Annotated in this window: 21 protein-coding genes, 1 pseudogene and 1 riboswitch; of the genes and pseudogenes, 10 read left to right on the top strand and 12 right to left on the bottom strand. The window is 28.0% G+C overall.

Annotated features, from left to right (window positions below; translation table 11 throughout):
* The 6 genes from thiB to D3Z07_RS06030 form a co-directional block, all read right to left on the bottom strand.
* The gene (gene thiB / locus D3Z07_RS06055) at window positions 1-990 is read right to left on the bottom strand and encodes a thiamine ABC transporter substrate binding subunit (RefSeq protein ID WP_122893336.1); all 990 of its coding nucleotides are present in this window, start codon (window positions 988-990) and stop codon (window positions 1-3) included.
* Window positions 991-1269 (bottom strand): hypothetical protein, encoded by a 279-nt coding sequence (locus D3Z07_RS06050; protein ID WP_122893335.1) that lies wholly within the window; start codon window positions 1267-1269, stop codon window positions 991-993. It abuts the gene before it with no gap.
* A complete protein-coding gene (locus D3Z07_RS06045) occupies window positions 1269-3302 on the bottom strand; it encodes a TonB-dependent receptor (RefSeq protein WP_122893334.1) in 2034 nt (677 codons plus the stop codon). Before D3Z07_RS06045 ends, D3Z07_RS06050 begins: the two co-directional genes overlap by 1 nt.
* A 75-nt stretch (window positions 3303-3377) precedes the next feature.
* Window positions 3378-3491: riboswitch (TPP riboswitch) on the bottom strand.
* 105 nt (window positions 3492-3596) lie between these two features.
* Window positions 3597-4538: a malate dehydrogenase gene (locus D3Z07_RS06040; protein WP_076084634.1), complete on the bottom strand. Its 942-nt coding sequence runs from the start codon at window positions 4536-4538 to the stop codon at window positions 3597-3599.
* A gap of 32 nt (window positions 4539-4570) precedes the next feature.
* Window positions 4571-5449, bottom strand: a complete 879-nt coding sequence (gene lipA / locus D3Z07_RS06035) for a lipoyl synthase (protein ID WP_076084636.1) — start codon at window positions 5447-5449, stop codon at window positions 4571-4573.
* Window positions 5450-6163: a lipoate--protein ligase family protein gene (locus D3Z07_RS06030; protein ID WP_076084639.1), complete on the bottom strand. Its 714-nt coding sequence runs from the start codon at window positions 6161-6163 to the stop codon at window positions 5450-5452.
* Between the two features lie 256 nt (window positions 6164-6419).
* Here D3Z07_RS06030 and aceE point away from each other — a divergent pair, with 256 nt between their 5' ends.
* The 3 genes from aceE to lpdA are packed head-to-tail and all read left to right on the top strand — an operon-like array spanning window position 6420 to window position 12175.
* Window positions 6420-9092, top strand: a complete 2673-nt coding sequence (gene aceE / locus D3Z07_RS06025; protein WP_076084643.1) for a pyruvate dehydrogenase (acetyl-transferring), homodimeric type — start codon at window positions 6420-6422, stop codon at window positions 9090-9092.
* A gap of 9 nt (window positions 9093-9101) precedes the next feature.
* Entirely contained in the window at window positions 9102-10730 is a 1629-nt protein-coding gene (locus D3Z07_RS06020; protein WP_122893333.1) for a dihydrolipoyllysine-residue acetyltransferase, read from the top strand.
* 14 nt (window positions 10731-10744) lie between these two features.
* Window positions 10745-12175 (top strand): dihydrolipoyl dehydrogenase, encoded by a 1431-nt coding sequence (lpdA, locus tag D3Z07_RS06015; protein ID WP_076084649.1) that lies wholly within the window; start codon window positions 10745-10747, stop codon window positions 12173-12175.
* 62 nt (window positions 12176-12237) lie between these two features.
* On the opposite strand, the gene D3Z07_RS06010 is transcribed toward lpdA, so the two are convergent.
* The 3 genes from D3Z07_RS06010 to D3Z07_RS06000 form a co-directional block, all read right to left on the bottom strand.
* The gene (locus tag D3Z07_RS06010; protein ID WP_076084652.1) at window positions 12238-12666 is read right to left on the bottom strand and encodes a DoxX family protein; all 429 of its coding nucleotides are present in this window, start codon (window positions 12664-12666) and stop codon (window positions 12238-12240) included.
* An 83-nt stretch (window positions 12667-12749) separates the two neighbouring features.
* On the bottom strand, window positions 12750-13835 hold the full coding sequence (locus tag D3Z07_RS06005; RefSeq protein ID WP_122893332.1) for a methyltransferase: 1086 nt from the start codon (window positions 13833-13835) through the stop codon (window positions 12750-12752).
* Between the two features lie 36 nt (window positions 13836-13871).
* On the bottom strand, window positions 13872-14597 hold the full coding sequence (locus tag D3Z07_RS06000; protein WP_122893331.1) for a hypothetical protein: 726 nt from the start codon (window positions 14595-14597) through the stop codon (window positions 13872-13874).
* A gap of 114 nt (window positions 14598-14711) precedes the next feature.
* Here D3Z07_RS06000 and D3Z07_RS05995 point away from each other — a divergent pair, with 114 nt between their 5' ends.
* Window positions 14712-15713: a tRNA pseudouridine(13) synthase TruD gene (locus tag D3Z07_RS05995; protein ID WP_122893330.1), complete on the top strand. Its 1002-nt coding sequence runs from the start codon at window positions 14712-14714 to the stop codon at window positions 15711-15713.
* Between the two features lie 30 nt (window positions 15714-15743).
* Here D3Z07_RS05995 and D3Z07_RS05990 read toward each other — a convergent pair.
* Both D3Z07_RS05990 and D3Z07_RS14325 read right to left on the bottom strand, forming a co-directional pair.
* Window positions 15744-15962: pseudogene (locus D3Z07_RS05990) on the bottom strand (thioredoxin family protein); the annotation flags it as partial.
* 15 nt (window positions 15963-15977) lie between these two features.
* Complete coding sequence (locus tag D3Z07_RS14325) at window positions 15978-16109, bottom strand: YbbN family protein (RefSeq protein WP_265936469.1); 132 nt, start codon at window positions 16107-16109, stop codon at window positions 15978-15980.
* Window positions 16110-16279: 170 nt separating this feature from the next.
* Here D3Z07_RS14325 and D3Z07_RS05985 point away from each other — a divergent pair, with 170 nt between their 5' ends.
* The 3 genes from D3Z07_RS05985 (at window position 16280) to D3Z07_RS05975 (ending at window position 19790) form a co-directional block, all read left to right on the top strand.
* Window positions 16280-17734 carry a protein adenylyltransferase SelO gene (locus D3Z07_RS05985; RefSeq protein ID WP_122893328.1) on the top strand — a complete coding sequence of 485 codons (1455 nt, stop codon included), beginning with the start codon at window positions 16280-16282 and terminating at the stop codon, window positions 17732-17734.
* Window positions 17735-17811: 77 nt separating this feature from the next.
* On the top strand, window positions 17812-19059 hold the full coding sequence (locus D3Z07_RS05980; RefSeq protein ID WP_122893327.1) for a putative DNA modification/repair radical SAM protein: 1248 nt from the start codon (window positions 17812-17814) through the stop codon (window positions 19057-19059).
* On the top strand, window positions 19056-19790 hold the full coding sequence (locus D3Z07_RS05975; RefSeq protein WP_076084673.1) for a TIGR03915 family putative DNA repair protein: 735 nt from the start codon (window positions 19056-19058) through the stop codon (window positions 19788-19790). Before D3Z07_RS05980 ends, D3Z07_RS05975 begins: the two co-directional genes overlap by 4 nt.
* Window positions 19791-19807: 17 nt before the next feature.
* Here D3Z07_RS05975 and D3Z07_RS05970 read toward each other — a convergent pair whose 3' ends face one another.
* The gene (locus D3Z07_RS05970; RefSeq protein WP_076084676.1) at window positions 19808-20356 is read right to left on the bottom strand and encodes a YceI family protein; all 549 of its coding nucleotides are present in this window, start codon (window positions 20354-20356) and stop codon (window positions 19808-19810) included.
* A 172-nt stretch (window positions 20357-20528) separates the two neighbouring features.
* Between D3Z07_RS05970 and D3Z07_RS05965 the strand changes: the two genes are divergently transcribed.
* The 3 genes from D3Z07_RS05965 to D3Z07_RS05955 are packed head-to-tail and all read left to right on the top strand — an operon-like array spanning window position 20529 to window position 22413.
* Window positions 20529-21128, top strand: coding sequence for a TetR/AcrR family transcriptional regulator (locus D3Z07_RS05965; RefSeq protein ID WP_164707208.1), 600 nt, complete (start codon window positions 20529-20531; stop codon window positions 21126-21128).
* Window positions 21125-21355 (top strand): DUF2798 domain-containing protein, encoded by a 231-nt coding sequence (locus D3Z07_RS05960; protein ID WP_076084680.1) that lies wholly within the window; start codon window positions 21125-21127, stop codon window positions 21353-21355. The genes D3Z07_RS05965 and D3Z07_RS05960 overlap by 4 nt, the downstream gene beginning before the upstream one ends.
* A gap of 2 nt (window positions 21356-21357) precedes the next feature.
* Entirely contained in the window at window positions 21358-22413 is a 1056-nt protein-coding gene (locus tag D3Z07_RS05955; RefSeq protein WP_076084682.1) for an efflux RND transporter periplasmic adaptor subunit, read from the top strand.
* Window positions 22414-22419: the final 6 nt, after the last annotated feature.

Raw genomic sequence — 22419 nt, 5'->3', positions numbered from 1 at the left:
TTATTTTTTAACAGCTTCAAGCCATTCATTTATAATAGCTTTTCTTTTTTCTTGTACAGTTTTCCCATCCATTAAAATAAACTCTTTTGGAAGGTGTAATTTAGAAAAAGATTCGTGTAGTTTTACATCTTTTATAACAGGATAAGCCCAGTTTGATGTAGGAATTAGTTGTGCAAACTCTTTGCTATATAAAAACTCTAAAAACTTTTTACCTAATTCTTTTTGTTTTGAAGATTTAACAATAGCAGCAACTTCAATTTGTGCATAATGACCCTCTTTAAATGGTGCAGCTTTGATATTGAATTTATTCTCTTCAACCATATGATAAGCAGATGATGTAGTATAACTAAGAGCCATATTTGCTTCACCTTTTAAAAATAAACCGTAAGCTTCTGACCAACCTTTTGTAATAGTTAAAATATGTGGAGCTAAACGCTTCCAATAATCAGATGCTTTATCACCATAAACTGATTTAACCCATAATAACAAACCAAGTCCAGGAGTTGAAGATCTTGGGTCTTGAATTACTATTTTAAAATCATCAGGCATTGATGCTAGCTCTTCAAAAGATTTAGGTACCTTTTTTGTTTTTTCTTCATCATAAACAAAAGCAAAGTAACTATAATCAAAAGGTACAAAAGTGTCATCTTTATATGAATTTGGTAAATCAATAATAGACGTATCTAAGTCATGAGGTGAGAAAAGCTTAGTATCTTTTGCAACTTGTGCAATTGCTGTATCTAAACCTAAAAGTACATCAGCTTTTGTTTTTTTACCTTCAAGTTGTATTTTACGCAATGTTGCAATTGAACTTGATACTCCTATAAAATTAATATTACAATTACAAGTTTTTTCAAATGCTTTTTTAACCTTAGGAGCTGGTCCCCATGATGCAGCAAAGGCATCATAGGTATATACATTTAGTGTTGGTTTTTCATTTGCATATGCAAAAAAAGTTGTTAAAAGTAATAGGTATACTAGTTTTTTCATTTAGTCTCTTTTCTCTTTATATATTCCATCTTTTTTAAGTCTATTGTTTCCAACAAATTTTAATACAAAGATAGAATCAGGAATTTGTGTAAAAACAGAAAACATCTCTTTTTCTAAAAGTTCCATGATTATATTATAATCCCCATGAATTTGAGTACTAAGGTCATTTTTTACTACATCAATACTAGTTTCATTTTCAATAGCATTAATAAATGCTAAAATTGGTTTTCTAAACTCCTCTTGTAGAGGGTACATACTTATATCTACTGAAATTTCCATTAGAAGTCATACCTCGCTGTAAATCCAAATGTTCTTGGATTTCCTTGTTGTGTATAAAGTTCATCACCATTACCTTGTCCATCAAAATAAAATCCTCTAGTTTGATAAGATTTATTTGTAAGATTTTTACCCCATAAAGTAACTGTCCAATCACTTACAAAATATGAAAGACTTGCATTTAAAAGTGCATAAGATTTTGATTTTTGATTATGACTATTTGAGAAATGATATGAATCTTTACCCTCTATATCTGATTTAATTTGAATATCATCAGTAATCATGTAGTCGAAACCTACATTATATTGATAAAGTGGAGATTGTGCAGGTGTTCTTCCATCATTAACATCAGTACTTTCATATTCATCAAGTTTTGATTTAAGTAATCCTAGTGAAGCAAATAAGTGTAAAGTATTATCTGCATAATAGTTTGTTTGAGCTTCTACTCCATAATAACTACCTGATTTACTATTTGATATCCATTCTATCCATTTAGTTCCATAATATGAATTATCAACTTGTTGGTCTTTTCTTAAGCCATAAAAAAAGTTTACTCTAGTTTTTAATTTATTTTCAAAATTAGAAAAACTTTTACCTATGTCTAAGTTCCATAAATGCTCAGTATTAAATGTTTTTCGTTCTTGACTTAATGTATATTCTGAATTTGCTCCTCCAGGTTTATAACCTTTTGAAAGTGTTGCATAATATAAATTATTTTCATTCTCTTGGTAACTTAATCCAATCTTTCCACCTATTAGTACTTCATCTGTCTCTTTATTTAACGAATCTGAATCTTTAAGTTCAGCTTTCCAGTTTTCAACTCTTAACCCTGTTGTTAATGTAAGTTTATTTGTAATATCAGAATCTAACTGTCCATAAATAGCTAAGTTTTCTGAATCAAAATTATTCGTATAATCTGAAGCAAAATAAGTATAGTTTTGTCTTAAGTCTTCACTTTGTTTTTTATAATATGTTCCAAAAGTCCAATCTGTACTATTATTGAAAATTCGACCTTCTTCGTCAGATACTAATCTTAAATCAACATCTGTTTTTTCTCTTTTTCTAAAATATTTATCTTCTGCGATATAAGAAGATACAGCATCATAAGACCAATCTTCATCATAAGAATATTCACTATTAGATTTTGAAAAAGAAGCTTTGCTAATTAAATGCATTTTTCTGTTAATTTTATATGTAGATTTAAGTCCAATCGCATTTGTTTCTTGAGAATCTGTTCCTGGATTACCTGAATAAGTATTATAAGAGTTATCATAAGTAAAAGCATCATATCCATTATCTACATTAACATGAGCAAAATTTATATCTACTTTGTGATCATCATTTGCTAAATAAGTTAATTGTGATTTAAGTGCAACTTCATCAATATTTTGAGTGTCTTTTCTACCTAAGTACTTATTTTCCATAAAGCCATCGCTAGTATTCTTATAAACTGAAAGTCTACCTAATAATTTATTTTCTATTAAACTTCCACCTAGTGCAATACCTGCAGCTTTAGTATTATAGTTTCCAATTGTAGTTTCAATATGACCTTCAAAATCTTCTGTAGGTTTATTACTTTGTAAACTAACAATTCCAGCCATACCATTTGAACCAAATGTTGTACCTTGAGGTCCTTTTAACACTTCTATTTGATTAACATCAAACATAGTAAGTGCAAGTGCAGATTCAGATACATCAATACCATCTAAAACTAAACCAACTGAAGGGTTTTTAGGAGATTTGAATTGACTTCTTTGTCCAATCCCACGGATTTGTACATAGTGAGCTCTTGAAGCACCTGAAGTAAAGTTTACATTTGGTACTTGACCTATTACACTTTCTAGTGATTCATGAGCTTTGTCAGCTATTTTATCTTCTGATAATACGCTAATTGCTTTACTAGTTTTATCTAGACTTGCATCTCTAAAATCAGATGTAACAGTAATTGAATCTAGTGTGATGTCTTCTGCATTTGCAAAAGGAGTTAGTAATGTGAATGAAGCTATCGCAGATAGCGTTAAATTTTTAATTTTCAATATGTTTCCTTAAATAAATTTTTATTTATGTAGGAAAAAGTTGTATATAAAGTATGATAAGTATATTATTATAAGATTATTTACAATTCTCTTCCTTACGCTGGAATTACCCAGTTCAAGTTCAACGGGACAAGCAATATGCTATCTCAGCTTTTAATCTTTAAAATTAAAGCGCCCCCAGAGGTTGATTCGCGATTTTACTTTAACTTTTATTTGTTGAAGCTTAATGATATTTGATATTTAATTAAGTAGAAAGGAATTTATAAGTTTGAGTATTAATAAATAGTCAAAAGACTATTTATTAAAGAATTTTTCTTCTAAAGTATCAGTAAGTTCTCTTACAGATAAAATTGATTTAGCAAACTCATTTTCTTGGTCTGCATCTAATTTTAGTTCAATAATTTCTTCACAACCTTCTTTCCCAATTTTTACAGGAACACCAGCTGTTATATTTTTGTAACCATATTCACCTTCTAGTAAAACAGCACAAGGATAAACTTCTTTTGAATCATTTAAAATAGCTTCTACCATTAATGATGCTGAATACCCAGGAGCATAATAAGCTGAACCATTTCCTAGAAGTTTAACAATTTGAGCTCCACCATTTCTAGTTAATGTTACAATTTCTTCAATATCTTCTTTTGATAAAAGATCAGTTAAGTTTTTACCATCAACTGTACAATAATTAACTAAAGGAACCATAGCATCACCATGTCCACCCATTACAGATGTTTTGATTTTTCCTTGTGAAGTTCCCAGTTTTTTTGCAATAAAGTGTGCCATTCTTGATGAGTCTAAAATTCCAGCCATTCCTAAAACTCTATTTTTTGGAAGTCCAGAAGCTTTAAGTGCTGTATAAACCATTGCATCAAGTGGATTTGAAACAATAATGTAAATAGCATCTTTGTTTGCATCTTTAACTTCATCAATAACTGAAGTCATGATTTTAGCATTTGTAAGAAGTAAATCATCTCTACTCATTCCTGGCTTTCTTGGAATTCCTGCTGTAATTACAATTACATCACAATTTACAAAATCAGAAGTTTCAGATGATACTTTTGTACTTGCATTTGCTGCATTTGCTGCTTGTGAAATATCAATTGCCATTGCTTGAAGATAATCTTCTCTTAAATCTTTTAAAACAACTTCATCACAAATGTTTTTTGTTGCTAAATTAAAAGCAAGAGTTGCTCCAACATTTCCTACACCAATTACACCAACTTTTTTATTTTCCACTAATAATCCTTTTTTATTTAATTTTCTATTTTCTATTTTTTTTGATTTGATAAATACTCATGAGCCATATATGAACTTCTAGCATATGGAGTACTATGAACAAATTCAAAGCCTAAATCCATTGCAAGAGTTTTATATCTTTCAAATTGCTCTGGCTTAACGTACTCTTTTACTGTTGCATAATCTCCTGAAGGAGCTAAATACTGACCAATACTTAAAAATTTACAACCAACATTTATAAGGTCTTTAAAAACTTGAACCATTTCTTCTTCAGTTTCACCAAGTCCAACCATTAAAGCACTTTTTGTTTTAACTTTTTCGCCACCAAGTTCTTTTATTCTTCGTAAGACTTCTAGTGATCTTTCGTATGTTGCACCTTTTCTTACTTTATATAAGCTTGGAACTGTTTCAACATTATGTCCAATGATAACAGCACCTGAATCAACAACTTTTTGTAGTGATTCATCTTTTGCTTGAAAATCAGGTATTAAAATTTCAACTTGTGTGTCTTCTGTATTATTTAAAATACTTTTTGTAACTTCATAAAAATGGTTTGCTCCGCCATCTTTTAAATCATCTCTAGCAGGACTTGTAATTACAACAAATTTAAGACCAAGTTTTTGAACAGAAATAGTAATTTGTTCTACTTCTTTTTCATTAACATAGCCATTTGGATTTCCTGTTTTTACATTACAATATTGACATCTTCTTGTACATAAATCTCCTAAAATCATAAATGTTGCATTTTTCTTTGCGAAACATTCACTTATATTTGGACATTTTGCTTCTTGACAAATTGTATGTAATCCTGCATTATCAAGTAACTTTTCCATATCTGCTTGCGCTTTATTTGATAGCTTTTTTCTAAGCCATTGAGGTTTTTTAAAGCCAACTTTACTAGGTACTGACATTTAATTCCTTTCTAATAGTTTATTTAATTTTTCTTTTTCTATAGTATTTAATTCATCTAAAACTAATTTTGCATCAAAACATTTTTCAAAAGCACTAATTAGCTTTTCTTCAAGTTGTTTAAATGTTAAATTAATTTTAAAATCTTCTAATGATGAACCAAACTTATCATCATCTTGTGTTTTTATAAGTGGAATAGAACCGTGTTGAAAAATCATTTTTTTTGATCTTTTTTGTGCATTTCCACCAATTTTTTTATTATTTACAATAATGTCATAAGCTTCAAAGCCTACTTGACAAAATTCATTTTTACTTAAATTTATTTGTTCTAAATCTTTTGCAAAACAAGTATTAAATCCTAACTCTTTATAAAAATGTAAAAGAAACTGACATATTTGTTCATATGATTGCTTAACACTTAAGTTCTTAAACCAAGAACTAGGTATTGTTAAACTATATGAAAGGTCATGTCCATGAAATAATACTCCTCCACCTGTGATTCTTTTTGCACAGTTGTTATTGTATTGTTCTTTTAATTGTGTATAATCTTCAAAATTTTGAGATAATCCTAATGTAAAAGAGTTTTCCCATGTATAAAATCTTAAAATTGGAGTATCATTTTCCTTATAAGATGATGCTATTGCATTATCAATTGCCATATTTATTTTAGCATTATTTCTAGGAGTTAAAATTAATCTAAATTGTTTATTTTTCATTAATATTTTTTTGATACCTTTTAATATGTGTTTCAAACAAGAGTATAATATTAAATTAAACTTAAATTTGAATAAAAGAATTTAAATTTCAGCATAATTTAATATTAAAACCATAAAATTCTAATTAACTTATTTAAAACTTAAAAAAATATAATACTTTTTTAATTAATTTTTTATTAAAATAAGTAAATAAATTGATAAAAAATAAAAGTATATAAATATATAAACAAAATTTAACTACATAAAAGGAGAATAGATGTCAAACGGACATTTAAATGATATTAATGAAGAAGAAACAGGCGAATGGTTAGAAGCCTTTGAAAATGTTTTAGAAGAAGGTGGTCCAAGAAGAGCTCACTTTTTATTAGAAAAATTAATTGATAAAGCTAGAAGAAAAGGTACATATTTACCATTTAGAGCTACAACTGCATATTTAAATAGTATTGATGTTGACGATGAGCCTAAAATGCCTGGAGATAGAGATATCGAAAGAAAAATAAGATCAGCTATTAGATGGAATGCACAGATGATGGTTCTAAGAGCTTCTAAAAAGAACTTAGAACTTGGTGGTCATATTGCATCTTTTCAATCTAGTGCTACTTTATATGATGTTGGATTTAACCACTTCTTTAGAGCACCAAATGAAAAAGATGGTGGAGATTTAGTTTTCTTCCAAGGACATATTGCTCCTGGTATTTATGCAAGATCATTTCTTGAAGGAAGAATTACTGAAGAACAAATGGATAACTTTAGACAAGAAGTAGATGGAAAAGGTCTTTCTTCTTATCCTCATCCAAAATTAATGCCTAGCTACTGGCAATTCCCAACTGTATCAATGGGACTTGGACCAATTCAAGCAATTTATCAAGCAAGATTTTTAAAATACTTAACTAATAGAGGTATTAAAGATTGTAGTGAGCAAAAAGTATATTGTTATATGGGTGATGGTGAATGTGATGAGCCAGAATCTTTAGGAGCAATTGGTCTTGCAGGACGTGAAGGTTTAGATAACTTAGTATTTGTAATCAATTGTAACTTACAAAGACTAGATGGACCAGTTCGTGGAAATGGTAAAATCATTCAAGAACTTGAAGGAAACTTTAGAGGAAATGGATGGAGAGTTGTTAAAGTTATTTGGGGTAAACATTGGGATGCTTTATTAGAAAAAGACAAATCAGGAAAGCTTTTACAATTAATGGAAGAAACTGTTGATGGTGAGTACCAAAACTTTAAACAAAAAGGTGGAGCTTACACAAGAGAACACTTCTTTAATAAATACCCTGAAACTGCAAAATTAGTTGAAAACATGAGTGATGATGAGATTTTTAACTTAAACAGAGGTGGACATGATCCATTAAAAGTTTATGCAGCATACGATGTGGCAGGTAAAACTAAAGATAGACCAACTGTAATTTTAGCTAAAACTATTAAAGGTTATGGAATGGGTGAAGCTGCTGAGGGTAAAAATATTGCTCACGGTGTTAAGAAAGTTGATTTTGCTTCATTAAGACAATTTAGAGATAGATTTAGAATTCCTTTCTCAGATGAAGAAATAGAAAATTTACCATATTATACTTTTGCTGAAGATTCTGCTGAGTTAAAATATATGAAAGAAAGAAGAGAAGAACTTCATGGATTTGTTCCTCAAAGATTAGAAAAATTCACTCAAAAATTAGAAATTCCAAGCTTAGGTGCATTTGATGCAATTACAGCAGGAAGTAAAGATAGAGAAATTTCTACTACTATGGCATTTGTAAGAATTTTAAACACTCTAGTAAAAGATAAAAATATTGGTAAACAAATTGTTCCAATTGTTCCTGATGAAGCAAGAACATTTGGTATGGAAGGTATGTTTAGACAAATTGGTATTTATTCTAATGAAGGACAAAAATATGTTCCTCAAGATAGAGATCAAGTTGCGTACTATAAAGAAGATAAAAAAGGTCAAGTACTTCAAGAAGGTATCAATGAGTTAGGAGCTATGGGTTCTTGGGCTGCAGCTGCAACTTCTTATTCTGTAAATGATGTTCCTATGATTCCATTCTATATTTATTACTCAATGTTTGGATTCCAAAGAACAGGTGATATGGCATGGGCTGCTGGAGATTTAAGAGCTAGAGGATTCTTAGTTGGAGGAACATCTGGTAGAACTACACTTAATGGTGAAGGTTTACAACATGAAGATGGACATTCACATATTTTAGCTAATACTATTCCAAATTGTATTTCATATGATCCTACTTATGGTTATGAATTAGCTGTAATTGTTCAAGATGGTATTAATAGAATGTATGGTGAAAATCAAGAAGATGTATTCTATTACTTAACTACTTTAAATGAAAACTACAAACAACCAGCAATGCCTACAGGTGTTGAAGAGGGAATTAAAAAAGGTATTTATAAATTAGATACAGTAGAAGCTTCAAATGATTATAAAGTTAAATTATTAGGTTCAGGTTCAATCTTAGAACAAGTTAGAACTGCTGCTGATATTTTAGCAAAAGAGTTTGATATTAAATCAGAGATTTACTCTGTTACTTCATACAATGAATTAACAAGAGAAGCACAAGATGTGGAAAGATATAACTTATTACATCCAAATGAAGAAAATAAAACAGCATTTATTACTAGTACTTTAGGTGAAGATGAAGATAATATTATTATTTCTGCAACTGATTATATGAAAATTTATTCAGACCAATTAAGAGGATATGTTAAAGGTAACTTTAAAGTTCTTGGTACTGATGGTTTTGGTAGATCAGATTCAAGAGCAAACTTAAGAGCTCACTTTGAAGTTGATGCTAACTTTATTGCTTATACTACTTTAGCTTCACTTGTAGATGAAGGAAAATTAGATAAAGCTGTATTAGTTGAAGCAATTGCTAAGTTTGATATAAATCCAGATAAAATAAATCCATTATATGCATAAGGTGTGAAAATGAGTATTGAAGAAATTAAACTACCAGATGTTGGTGGAGAAGAAGTAGAAATTATTGAAATTAGTGTTAGTGTTGGAGATAAGTTAGAAGAAGATGAAGCAATAATTGTTGTTGAAACTGAAAAAGCTTCTATGGATATTCCTGCACCTTATAATTGTACAATTGAATCACTAAATGTAAAAGCTGGTGATAAAATATCTGAAGGTATGGTTATTGCTAGTGTTAAAAAAGAGGGTGCAGAAGAAGCAGCACCTGAAGTAAAAGAAGAAGCAGCACCTGTTGTTGAAGTAGAAGTTAAAAAAGAAGAAGAAAAGTCAATTATTGAAACAAATACAAGTTCAGCAGAAATTACTTCGGTAGTTGAAGATGTTTTTGTTCCTGATATTGGTGGTGAAGAAGCTGTTGATGTTATTGAAATTCTTGCAAGTATTGGTGATTCTATTCTTGAAGAAGATGGAATTATTACTCTTGAAACTGAAAAAGCAACAATGGACGTTCCTGCACCTTTTACTGGTATATTAAAAGAAATTTTAGTACAGCCAGGAGCAAAAGTTAAAACTGGTGATTTAATTGCAAGAATGCAAAAAGATATTGTTGTTGAAACTCCAAAAGAAACTGTTAAAAAAGAAGAACCTAAAGCTGAAGTTGTTGTTGAAAAAACACCAGCAGTTTCAACTTCAAGTGAACCTGTTAAAACAACTGGAAAAGTATATGCTAGTCCAAGTGTTAGAAAATTAGCAAGAGAATTTGGTGTTGATTTAGGAAAGGTTTCAGGAACTGGAAATAAGAGTAGAATCTTAAAAGAAGATGTTAGATTATATATTAAAGCTGAATTAACAAAAGTTAACTCTGGGGCTAGTACAAATTCTGGCTCAGGTTTAGGTTTTGATTTCCCTGAATTAAAAGAGATTGATTACTCTAAATTTGGTGAGGTAGAAACTGTTGAATTATCTAGAATTCAAAAAATATCAGGACCATCATTACATAGAAACTGGGTTAGTATGCCTCATGTTACTCAATTTGATGAAGCAGATATCACTGAACTTGAAAGCTTTAGAAAAGAGCAAAATGCAGTTTATGTAAAAACAGGTGCTGATATTAAAATTTCACCATTAGTATTTGCTGTTAAAGCTGTTGCAAAAGCATTAGAATTACATCCTAATTTCAATTCATCATTAAGCTCAGATGGTCAAAGTATTATTTTCAAAAAATATGTAAATATTGCAGTTGCAATTGATACTCCAAATGGTTTAGTTGTACCTGTTATTAAAGATGCAAATAAAAAAGGTTTTGAAGATATTGCTAAAGAATTAAAAGAACTTTCAATTAAAGCAAGAGATGGTAAATTAAAAGCTGCTGATATGCAAGGAGGTTGTTTTACAATTTCTTCATTAGGTGGAATTGGTGGAACTTACTTTACTCCAATTATTAATGCGCCTGAAGTTGCAATCTTAGGACTTTCTAAATCAGAGATAAAACCTGTTTACAACGGAAGTGAGTTTGAACCTAAATTAATCTTACCATTATCTTTATCGTATGACCACAGAGTTATTGATGGAGCAGATGGAGCTAGATTTACAACAACATTATCTAAATTACTAAGTAATATTAGATTATTACTTTTATAAAAAGAAGGTAAAATATGAGTACAGAAATAAAAGCACAAGTATTAGTAATAGGAGCAGGACCTGCTGGGTATTCTGCTGCTTTTAGAAGTGCAGATTTAGGTTTAGATGTTGTTTTAGTTGAAAAGCATGATACTTTAGGTGGAGTTTGTTTAAATGTTGGATGTATTCCTTCAAAAGCCTTACTTCATGTTGCTAAAGTTATTGAAGAAGCAGAAGATATTGCACCTCATGGTGTAAGTTTTGCGAAACCTGAAATTGATATTACAAAAATTGCTGCATATAAAAGTGGTGTTGTAAAAAAACTAACTGATGGTTTAAGTGCAATGTCAAAAATGAGAAAAGTAAAAGTTGTTCAAGGACTTGCAAACTTTGTAGATAAAAACACTGTAAGCGTTTCAAAAGATGGTGTTGATACTATTGTTAAATTTGATAATGCAATTATTGCTGCTGGTTCAAGACCAATTGAATTAGGTTTTATTCCTCATGAAGATCCAAGAGTTTGGGATTCTACTGATGCACTTGATTTAGATAATATTCCTTCTAAACTACTTATTATGGGTGGTGGAATTATTGGTTTAGAAATGGGTACAGTTTATGGTAAATTAGGTTCTACAGTTGATGTTGTTGAAATGCAAGATCAATTAGTTCCAGTTGCTGATAAAGATGTGATAAAAGCCTATACTAAAGCAAATGAAAAAAGATTTAATATTATGTTAAATACAAAAGTTGCTAAAGTTGAAGCAAAAGAAGATGGTATTCATGTTTCAATGGAAGGTGAGGGTGTATCTTCTGAACCTATTGTTTATGATGCTGTTTTAGTTGCAATCGGACGAGCTGCAAATGGTAAACTTTTAAGTTTAGAAAATGCAGGTGTTAATGTAAATGATTGGGGAATTATTGAAGTTGATAAACAAATGAGAACAAATGTAGATAATATTTTTGCAATTGGAGATATTGTTGGTCAACCAATGCTTGCTCATAAAGGTGTACATGAAGGACATGTAGCAGCTGAGGTAATAGCTGGTAAAAAGCATTATTTTGAGCCAAAAATGATTCCTTCTATTGCATATACTTTCCCTGAAATTGCATGGGCAGGTATGACTGAGAAAGAAGCTAAAGAAGCTGGTATTGATTACGAAGTTTCTACTTTCCCTTGGTCTGCATCTGGACGAGCGATTGCAAGTGATGTTAGTGAAAATGCATTTACTAAACTTATTTATGACAAGAAAGACCATACTTTAATAGGTGGTGCAATTGTTGGAGATAATGCTGGTGAATTACTTGGTGAAATTGGTCTTGCAATTGAAATGGATTGTGATGCTGAAGATATTGCACTTACAATTCACGCTCACCCAACACTTCATGAATCAGTTGGATTATCAGCTGAAATTTATGAAGGAAGTATTACAGACTTACCAAATGCTAAGGCTGTTAAGAAAAAGTAAATAAGTTTCCTTATTTACTTTTGAACTTTGGGAATTAACCCAAAGTTCAATACAAATCTTACTTAAACAGATTTCTTATTATCTAAACTATACTTTCCTGCTCCAATAAAAAATATCACAATAGATAGTACTAAATATAATAAAGGAAGCTCAATAACAGGAGCCCCATTTTTAGTTAACATAAATAGCTTTTCTGAATAAACTAAAAATATTGCAAAACACATAGTAATACCCATTCCTAAAGCAGCAAGTCTTGTAAATAATCCTAATATAATTAATATAGGTAAAATAATTTCACCTACATATACTCCATAAGCTAAAAACTCTGGAAAACCTGATTTAACTAAACCTGCAGCAATTTTATCAACACCACTAGATAATTTTGAAAAACCATGAAATAGCATTAATACAGATATAGAAACTCTTAATATTAATTTTCCTACATCTTCACTCAAAACTGATGCTAACTTTTGATCTATTTTTTTATACATTTTTATAACCTTTATTCTTTAAAAAAAGAATTTTACCTAAGCAATATTAATGAAATTTAAACAATAAGAAATATATAAAATTATTAGCTTTTTTTAGCAGCTAATACCCAAAGTTCTACTTTTTCATTTGCTCTTTGGTCTGTACGTTTTGTTTTTCTTGATGAAGCTCTAACTTCTCTTGTCAGATGTAAATCTTTTCTAAATCTTTTATGATTTCTTAATTCATCAATTATAGGATGAGAACTGTTTTCATCAACTACTTGTGCTAAATTTGAGAATATTAATACAATTTTTCCATCAGGATTTAAATGTTTTAATGCTTGTTCGAAAAAGTTATTAAAAAGCTCATCTTCATAATACATAGCTTTATCAATACCTTCTTCAAGTTTGTGTTTTGCTTTTATCCATGGAGGATTAAATACTATTACATCAGCTTTAACATCACAATTTTCAAATAAGTTGGCATGATTTAAAGTAAGTTTATCTTCATATCCTAAACGTTTAGCTTCTTCATGTACCCCAATTATTGCATTTTTATTTGTATCACTTGCATAAATATCATTAAAGCCATTTTGTATTAATTGAAAAGATAAAATACCACTACCAACTCCAATTTCTATTGCTTTTTGTTTTGAACCTTCATATTTTTTTAGCCATTTATCAAATAGTTTTAAATGATCGAATCTTGTAGGGAAGTATGTTCCATAATAAGGATGCAATGTAATATCTAAGGTTTTAATCTCTATTCCTTTTTTATTCCACTGCCAAGAGCTATTCATACCTTGAACTTCAGGAAATGAAATATAAAAATCACTAAGCTCTGGGTATAAAATATCTAACCATCCAATTTTTGGTGCTTTTTTTACCGTGATTTTATTATCAACTATTTTTAATAATAATCTATGAGAAGCTAAACGAAAAGCACTTCTATAATCACGTTGTGTTTGAAAGTCTTTATTAGGAAACTTTTTTAATAATTGTTTTTTAAGTTCTTCTAGAACTTGTAAACCATTGCTAAAATATTCTTCAACAATTACATATTTCCCTTCAATCATCTCTTTTACAGTTTGACTTGTATCCATCTTACGGTAAAAACCAATTGCATTATCAATATTAGTTGTGATTATATTTGGTCTTGTTGGTTTTAAATCTTGTATATTTTGTGTCATTTATTTTCTTTCTATAGTTTTAGTTTTTTGCATTATTTATTTGTGAAAAGCGTAAATAGGGCTATTTGTGATTTTTATATCTTTTGTTAATTCATTTCCATATTTGTCTAAAACTTTATTAAATTCTGTTAACTCAATTTCATCTTGGCTTGACCATACAATATCAAAAGTTTTTCTATCTTTTTTACAAGTTAAAACATATAAACTTTTTGCATTGGAAAAGTTTACAATAGTAGCTTTATCAAGATATGAAATCATAGTTTCATATGCTTGTAAACTTTTTTCATCTTTTAATAACTCTTTATTGAAAAAAAGCTTATCAACTTTTCTTGAAGCAAAGGCTAAAAGTGCAGTTCTTAAAAGATTATTAATTTGAGATTCATTTAACTTATTTTTATTAATTGATAGCTCTACTTGTATATTATCATTTGGAATTTTAGCTCCTAGCATTGACATTGCATGATAAACATTTACAACTTTGAAAAAATCAAAAATATAAGATTTTACTTCTGGTGCTTTTGAAATATCAACTTGAAACAAAACTTTTGTTTTATCATAAATTATTGAGTTTTTATCAAAAAAGTATTTTATATTTTCATAAAACTCATTATTGTTTGATGTAACTTCTAATATTTTTTCTTTATTGTTTTCATTTTTTTTATCATAAAAAAAGTTTGAATAGTCAGTTTTTTTACCCTTTAGAAAATGAGAGAATATTAAAATTAGAGGATATATTAAAGTTGTGTGCAGTTTGTTTTTCATTTAGCTTCTTTATTGTTTTATTTATTATAACATCTTCTTAATCTATTTTCTTAACTTAAGCCCTTTAAATAATAACTAGACTATAATTACAAAAATAAATACAAAGATATATACATGATAAAAAGAGAGTTTTTACAAGATCACAAAAGTTTAGATTTTAAGTTTTACCAAAATGTTGATGACTTTATTGTTGAAGAAGTTCCTATTAAATTTACTGGTCGTGGTAACTTTATAATTGCAAAAATAAAAAAGCAAAAGCTTGGAACTTGGGACTTAATAGAAAGTTTAGCAAAGGGCTTACGAATATATGATAATGAATTAGGATATGCGGGACTTAAAGATAAAAATGCAACTACAACTCAATATATTTCAATTCCTAAAAAATATTCAAAAGATTTAAAGCAATTTAGACACAAGAAAATCAAAATATTAGAAACTACGCTTCATGGCTCTAAACTAAACATTGGTGATTTAATTGGAAATAAATTTGAAATAAATTTACATGAAGTTCAAGCTCAAGATGTTGGAAAAATTGAAAAACTTTTAAAGCAAATTTCAAAAGTAGGAATGCCAAACTATTTTGGTTTCCAACGATTTGGACATGATGGTTTAGAAAACTTAGAAAAAGCTAGAAAGTATATTTATGAAGACTATCAAATAAAAGATAGAAAAATATCAAAAATGCTTGTAGCTGCTTATCAAAGTGATTTTTTTAATAAATGGTTAGTAGAACGACTTAAACAATCAGATGATAGCTTTAAAGCAATGGACGGTGATGTATTTAGAGATTATAGAGAAGATAAATTCTTCACTCCTAAAAACTTTACAGATATAATGCAAAAAGATTTTGAAGATAAAAAAATAGTACCAACAGGATTATTACCTGGTCAAAAAGCATTTAGAAGTATTAAAGATGCTAGAAAAATTGAAGAACTGTTTGATGATACTTATATCAAAGAAAAAGGATATAGACGTGATGCAATAGTATATCCAAGTGATATTTCTGTAAGTTTCGATAAAAATACTAGTAAGTGTAAAGTAAAATTTACATTGCCAAAAGCTTCTTATGCAACTGTTTTAATTGAAAATATTGCAAATAGAAACTTAAAAGCTTAATATTAATAGATAATATTTTAGTAAGTATGATTACTTACTAAAATAGACTTTCTCATAATTTTCTAATTGCTCAACACTTTTAACACCAAGTTTTTTAGCAACTACTTTTCCATTTTCCATGTAAACTAAAGTTGGAATACCTTTAATTTCAAATTGTGCTGTAAGAAGTTTTTGATCTTCTATATTTAATTTATAAATTTCTACGTTGTCTTGTTTTCTTGTATTATATTTTGTCAAGTTTTTACCTAAAACCTTACAAGATGGTCACCAAGTTGCATAAAAATCAATAATTACATTTTTGTTTTCAAGTTTACTTTCTATATTTGCAAGAGTTAAATGCTCAAATGCAAAAAGTGAATTAAAACCTAAAAACAAAATAGCTATTAACTTTTTCATTTTATGTATCCTTTTTAAATTTTTCTATTATAGTTTTTGAATGTGTAGTTTTTGTTTAGAAATAAAAAAAGTTAGAAGAAATTTAAAATAAGACAAATTTTATCTTATTTTATATGTGTTTTTGATATCTTATTTTAAAATTAAATATATTATTAAAATAAAGAGAAAAAATGAAATTAAATGATTTAAAAGTAAATATGGAATATTTCCATATGGATGATAATTTATACCAAAAATTAGATGCAACACCTTTAAAAAATCCAAAGCTTATTTCCTACAATAAGCAAGCATGTGATTTGATAGATTTAGATTATAAAGAGTGTGAAACAAAAGATTTTTTAGATTTTATGAATGGAATTAAAGTTTTAAAAAATTCGCAACCCTTTTCAATGGTTTATGCAGGTCATCAATTTGGATATTTTGTACCACAATTAGGTGATGGAAGAGCTATAAATTTAGGAGCTATAAATAAGTGGCAACTACAAACAAAAGGTTCAGGACTTACTAAATATTCAAGAAGAGGTGATGGACGTGCTGTTTTAAGATCATCTATTAGAGAATATATAATGAGTGAAGCAATGCATGCTTTAAATATTCCAACAACTAGAGCTTTAGCAATAATAGACTCACAAACCTTTGCACACAGAGAATGGGAAAAAGAATCATGTTCAATAGTTTTAAGAATGTCTCCTTCTTGGATTAGAATAGGTACATTTGAGTTTTTTGCAAATACAAAAAATGCAAAAGAAAATCTTAGAAAGCTTGCAGATTTAGTTATTGAAGAATCATATACTCACTTAAAAGATGAGAAAAATAAATATGAAAAGATGTTTTATTCACTTGTTGATAAAACAGCTTTAATGATAGCTTACTGGCAAAGCTATGGTTTTATGCATGGAGTTATGAATACAGATAACTTTTCTATGGCAGGTCTTACTATTGATTATGGACCCTTTGCTTTTATGGATTATTTTGATAAAAATTGTATTTGTAATCACACAGATGCTGAAGGACGATATTCTTACAATAACCAGCCATATGTTGCAAGATGGAACTTAAGCGTATTAGCAAATGCATTAAAAGAAATTTGTGATGAAGAAAAACTTTTAGAATATCTAAATACTTTTATTCCTCAACATGAAAACGTTTATTTAGAGCAAATGAATAGAAGAATAGGGCTAGATGCAGTAAAAAGTGGCGATAATAATTTAGATCTAATACTTGAATTATTAGGTGCATTAGAAAGTTCAAAAATGGATTATAATGTGTTTTTTTATGAACTTGCAAAAGTCAAATCTTTTGATGAAATTAGTTCGATTACAAATTTATGTGTATTTAGACAGCCTTTAGAAGATTGGTTTAAATCATATGAAAAAGTTTGTCAAAAGCAGGATAGTAGTTTTACTAAAAGAATTGAAATTATGAGAAAAGTAAATCCAAAATACACGATCAAAAACTATATGCTTCAAGAAGCAATAGAATTAGCTCATGAAGGTGATTACTCACTTGTAAATGAAATGTTAAATATTGCCCAAAATCCATTTGATGAACATGAAAAGTTTGAAAATTATTCAAAACCAACTCCTATGGAATTTGCAAATGTAAAGCTTTCTTGTTCTTCATAAAATAAGTATTAATATTAATTTCATTTCATTTTGTAATATAATTAAAAGAGTTTGATTTTTTAATATAAAATTACAAAATGAAAAAAGATATATATGAAAAAATGGACATATTAGCAAATAGTGCAAAATATGATGTTTCATGCTCTTCTAGTGGTAGTGATAATAATTACAAAACAGGGGAACTAGGTGCGACACATAACAGCGGTATTTGTCACACTTTTACAGCCGATGGAAGATGTGTTTCTTTACTAAAAGTTTTACTTACAAATTATTGTATTTATGATTGCTCTTATTGTGTAAATAGAAGTTCAAATAGTGATATACCAAGAGCTGCTTTTAGCCCTAGAGAATTAGCTGATATTACAATTAATTTTTATAAAAGAAATTATATTGAAGGGCTTTTTTTAAGCTCAGGGATTATAAGTAGTGAAGACCATACGATGGTTATGATTCTTCGAACTTTAAAAATACTTCGACATGAGTATAAATTTAATGGTTATATTCACGTTAAATTAATTCCAGGTTCTTCAAATGAATTAACAGAACAAATAGTAAATCTAGCAAATAGAGTAAGCTCAAATATAGAGCTTCCTAGTGATAAATCCTTAAAACTATTAGCTCCAAATAAAACTAAAAAAAGTGTATTACAACCTTTGAAATTTGCAAGAGATGTAAGTATGCAAAAGGGTAAAAAACCAATAGGTATGAGTACACAATTGATTGTAGGAGCAACACCTGAAAGTGATAAAGATATACTAAAACTAAGCTCAGCTTTATATAATAAAGCCTTACTCAAAAGAGTATATTACAGCGCTTATATTCCTGTAAATGATAATAATAAAAATCTTCCTTCAACAATTACAAAACCACCACTTGTAAGAGAACATAGACTTTATCAAGCCGATTGGTTACTTAGGTTTTATGATTTTTCTTACGATGAAATTGTAAATGATGATAATCCAAATTTAGATGAAGAACTAGACCCTAAAACTTTTTGGGCATTAAATAATATGTCTTATTTTCCAATGGAAATAAATGCAGTCTCAAAAGAAGAGCTTTTAAGAATTCCAGGTATTGGAGCAAGAGGTGTACAAAAAATAATAAATGCTAGAAGATTTAAAAGTCTTGATTTCGAGGATTTAAAAAAGTTAAAAATATCTTTAAAAAGAGCCAAGTATTTTATAACTTGCAAAGGAAAATATCAAAAAGAAGTACCTTTTTATAAAGATGTAATAAAAACAGCAATAATTGAACCCAAAAAGAAAAAGATAATAACTCCTAACTTGTTTGACTTAGCTTATAGTAATATTACTGGTGAGTTATGATATTAGTTTATGATAAAAGTTTTGAAGGCTTTTTAACTCTAGTTTTTAAAGTTTATTATGAAAAGTTAAAACCAATTAGAATATTAAAAGAAATGCCAAATGAGCTTTTTTTAGATGATTTTATAGTTATTGAAAACAATGAAGAACACTCACAAAAAGTTTTAGATGCCTTAAAGAAAAAGTTTTCAAAAGATAATTTTCAAAGGATCTTAAATATTTTTATGTGTGATTCAAAAGATTTTGAACTTGATTTATTAAACTATATAATTATAGGTTTTAAAAACCAAAAAGAGCTTGCAAATATTAATAATTCTTCACTTTTTAATATTTTAAATATTGAAAAGGAGCTATTTAGACATATACATAAAATGGAAGGGTTTTTAAGATTTGAAGAGCTTGACGATGGAACTTTATATGCAAAAATGCAAACAAAATTTAATGTTGCATATTTTTTAGGAAAGCACTTTTTTAAAAGATTAAATAATCAAAAATATATAATTCATGATATAAATAGAAAAATAGCATTTATAAAAAACGATGATTTTTTAGGAATTCAAAATATTGCAAGTTATGAAGAACCAAAACTTTCAGAAGATGAAGAAAAGTTCAAAAAACTTTGGAGTCAGTTTTTTAAATCTGTATCAATTGAAAGTAAAAAAAATGATAGATGCCAAAAAAATCAAGTGCCACTACTTTATAGAACTTATATGAGTGAGTTTTATAAAAGATAAAGCTTTCGCTTTATCTTTTATTTAAAGGGAATTGTAAATTTTATATCTACATCTGAATATGATTTATTTTCATGTAATGCTGCACATTTTTTAGCAAAAGCTAAATATGGAGCTTTCATAGCAAAATCTAAAATTTCAATTGTTCCACTTGCTATAATATTTCCATCTTTAATATCAAATGACATAGGAACTTCTTTTGATACTTCATTCATATTTACATTTAAAACTAATGTTTTATTAGCTTCATCAACACTTTTAATCTTACCTTTAATTACTTTAGACGTTGCAAGTGAAAATAATGTACTTGTAATACTTGCATCTCTTCCTTCATTTTTTGAATCAAAAGATGCTGTTTTGATTTCAACATTTGAACTAGTTAGGAATTTTGACAAATCATCATTTTCTTTGATACTAATTTTTATATCTTTAAAAGTACCAGAAACAGGAATTTTTTTTGCTGTTTTAAAGCCTGTCCATTTTACACCTAAATCACCGTTTATCTCGTATGCACTTAAATTTATACTCAAACCTAAAGCAAGAATTGAACTTAATATAACTTTTTTCATTTTAAATCCTTTCTTTGATTATTAAATAATCACTTTTCTAATTATAACTAAAAAAAGTAAATAACTGTTAATGACCAGTGGTCAGTTTAAAATACTATTAAGAAAAAAAGCACTATACTTTTAAATGACCGACGGTCAGTCAAAAAAGATATTTATAATTAAAGGAAGTTATTTGCCTAAAATTGTTGATAAAGAACAAAAAAGAAAAGATATAGCAATTTCATGTAGTGATTTAATTCACGAAGTCGGAATTAAAAAACTTACTGTTGCCCAATGTGCTAAAACAGCAGGTGTAGGTAAGGGAACTATATATGAATATTTTGAAAGTAAAGAAGATATTATTTTTGAAATAATCAATTTACATATTGAAGAATATCATGCAGAATTTTTAAAAAGTATAAAAGATGTAAAGACTACAAAAGAAAAAATATTTCATTTTTTTAAATTTGTTTTAGATGATAGTATTGAAAATATGAAACATTTTAATGGATATAAAGAATACTTATCAATTGTATTATCTGAAGATAATGAAAATATGAAAGGTTTTAATAAAAGTTGTGATGTTTTTTTTAAAGCACAAATTGAATTAATCATTCAGGAAGGAATAAAAAATAAAGAGTTAATTCCAGAATCAATGAATTTTAGTGAAGGTTTATTGGTTTTTGAAAAAGGATTAGCTTTAATTAAAATGACAAATGATGAATATGATGTACAAAAAAAATGTGAAGTATTTATTAATAATCTCTTTAAATTAATTGAGGTAAAAAAATGATTCCTAAAAAATATGAAAGAGTAGTATTTTCATTTTTTATGTCACTGTTTATGAGTTTTATGATGAGTTTTATAATCACATATATAAATCTTGAATTTGTAGATGGTTTTATATTAATTTGGTTAGAAGCTTTTGTAAAGGCATTTTGCTTTGCCTTCCCAATAATATTTATAGTTGGACCCTTAGTTCAAAAAATAGTAAAAAAAATAGTAATACAAGGAAATTAATAATGTATAAGAAAATAGGTTTTATACTAGCTTTATTTATAGCTAGTTTTACAAGTTTAAATGCAAAAGGACCTGCACTTGTTAATACTGATATTATCAAAAAATCAGAAGTTAACCCACTACAAGAATTTGTAGGTTCAGTTGGTTTTGATAAAAAATCAAAGATTGCAAGTCAAAGTTCAGGTATTGCAAAAAAAATAAATTTTGAAGTTGGTAAAAAAGTTAAAAAAGGTGATGTTTTAGTATCAATTGATTCTGATATTTTAAATGCACAAATTAAAGCTTCTTCTTCATCTGTTGAAATGTATAAAGTTCAATTAGTAAATGCTAAGAAAAACTATATAAGATATAAGTCTCTATTTGCAAAAAAATCAATTGCTCAAAAAGCTTATGATGATTCAAAGTTAGCTTACGATGTTGCAAATTCAAGTTTAATTACTGCAAAAGCTCAATTAAATGAATTAAAAATTCAAAAATCAAAAAAACTTATTAAAGCACCATTTTCAGGTGTAATAGTTGAAAAAAATGTAAATTTAAATGAATGGTTAAATACAGGTTCACAAGTTGCAACAATTGTAAATACAGAAGAGATTGAAGTTGTATTTAATTTGCCATTATCTTTTGTTAATGGTTTAAAGCAAGGTGATATTTATGATATTAATATTGCAGGTAATATTGTAAAAGCAAAACTATATGCTGCAATTCCAAGTGGTGATAAATTAACTAGAACTTTTCCTGTAAGATTTAAAGCAAATGTAGGAAATATGTTTATTTATGATGGTGCACAAGCAAAAGTACAATTTGCAAAAAATGCAAAAACTAGTGCTTTAGTAATAAATAGAGATGCAGTTATTAAAAGATTTGATATGGATGTAGTTTTTGCTGTTGTTGATAATAAAGCTATTATGCTTCCTGTTAAAATTGTTGGTTTTATGGGTATAAATGCAGCAATAGAAGGTAAAGGTTTACTTGAAGGAATGAATATTGTTGTAAAAGGAAACGAGAGAGTTTTTCCTAATATGGACGTAAAAGTTTTAAATGAAATGAAAGAAAAGTAGGAAGTA

This window comes from Arcobacter peruensis (assembly GCF_003711085.1).
In the GTDB taxonomy this organism is placed as follows: domain Bacteria; phylum Campylobacterota; class Campylobacteria; order Campylobacterales; family Arcobacteraceae; genus Poseidonibacter; species Poseidonibacter parvus.
This window is presented reverse-complemented; position numbering and strand designations above follow the sequence as displayed.

Excerpts from the sequence above, each read along its gene's own strand:
- D3Z07_RS06010 (WP_076084652.1), bottom strand. The coding sequence starts at position 12,666 with ATGTATAAAAAAATAGATCAAAAGTTAGCATCAGTTTTGAGTGAAGAT.
- D3Z07_RS06030 (WP_076084639.1), bottom strand. The coding sequence starts at position 6,163 with ATGAAAAATAAACAATTTAGATTAATTTTAACTCCTAGAAATAATGCT.
- aceE (WP_076084643.1), top strand. The coding sequence starts at position 6,420 with ATGTCAAACGGACATTTAAATGATATTAATGAAGAAGAAACAGGCGAA.
- D3Z07_RS05955 (WP_076084682.1), top strand. The coding sequence starts at position 21,358 with ATGTATAAGAAAATAGGTTTTATACTAGCTTTATTTATAGCTAGTTTT.
- D3Z07_RS14325 (WP_265936469.1), bottom strand. The coding sequence starts at position 16,109 with ATGAAAAAGTTAATAGCTATTTTGTTTTTAGGTTTTAATTCACTTTTT.
- D3Z07_RS06005 (WP_122893332.1), bottom strand. The coding sequence starts at position 13,835 with ATGACACAAAATATACAAGATTTAAAACCAACAAGACCAAATATAATC.
- D3Z07_RS05975 (WP_076084673.1), top strand. The coding sequence starts at position 19,056 with ATGATATTAGTTTATGATAAAAGTTTTGAAGGCTTTTTAACTCTAGTT.
- D3Z07_RS06020 (WP_122893333.1), top strand. The coding sequence starts at position 9,102 with ATGAGTATTGAAGAAATTAAACTACCAGATGTTGGTGGAGAAGAAGTA.
- D3Z07_RS05995 (WP_122893330.1), top strand. The coding sequence starts at position 14,712 with ATGATAAAAAGAGAGTTTTTACAAGATCACAAAAGTTTAGATTTTAAG.
- D3Z07_RS05985 (WP_122893328.1), top strand. The coding sequence starts at position 16,280 with ATGAAATTAAATGATTTAAAAGTAAATATGGAATATTTCCATATGGAT.
- D3Z07_RS06050 (WP_122893335.1), bottom strand. The coding sequence starts at position 1,269 with ATGGAAATTTCAGTAGATATAAGTATGTACCCTCTACAAGAGGAGTTT.
- thiB (WP_122893336.1), bottom strand. The coding sequence starts at position 990 with ATGAAAAAACTAGTATACCTATTACTTTTAACAACTTTTTTTGCATAT.
- D3Z07_RS06000 (WP_122893331.1), bottom strand. The coding sequence starts at position 14,597 with ATGAAAAACAAACTGCACACAACTTTAATATATCCTCTAATTTTAATA.
- D3Z07_RS05960 (WP_076084680.1), top strand. The coding sequence starts at position 21,125 with ATGATTCCTAAAAAATATGAAAGAGTAGTATTTTCATTTTTTATGTCA.
- lpdA (WP_076084649.1), top strand. The coding sequence starts at position 10,745 with ATGAGTACAGAAATAAAAGCACAAGTATTAGTAATAGGAGCAGGACCT.
- D3Z07_RS05970 (WP_076084676.1), bottom strand. The coding sequence starts at position 20,356 with ATGAAAAAAGTTATATTAAGTTCAATTCTTGCTTTAGGTTTGAGTATA.
- lipA (WP_076084636.1), bottom strand. The coding sequence starts at position 5,449 with ATGTCAGTACCTAGTAAAGTTGGCTTTAAAAAACCTCAATGGCTTAGA.
- D3Z07_RS05980 (WP_122893327.1), top strand. The coding sequence starts at position 17,812 with ATGAAAAAAGATATATATGAAAAAATGGACATATTAGCAAATAGTGCA.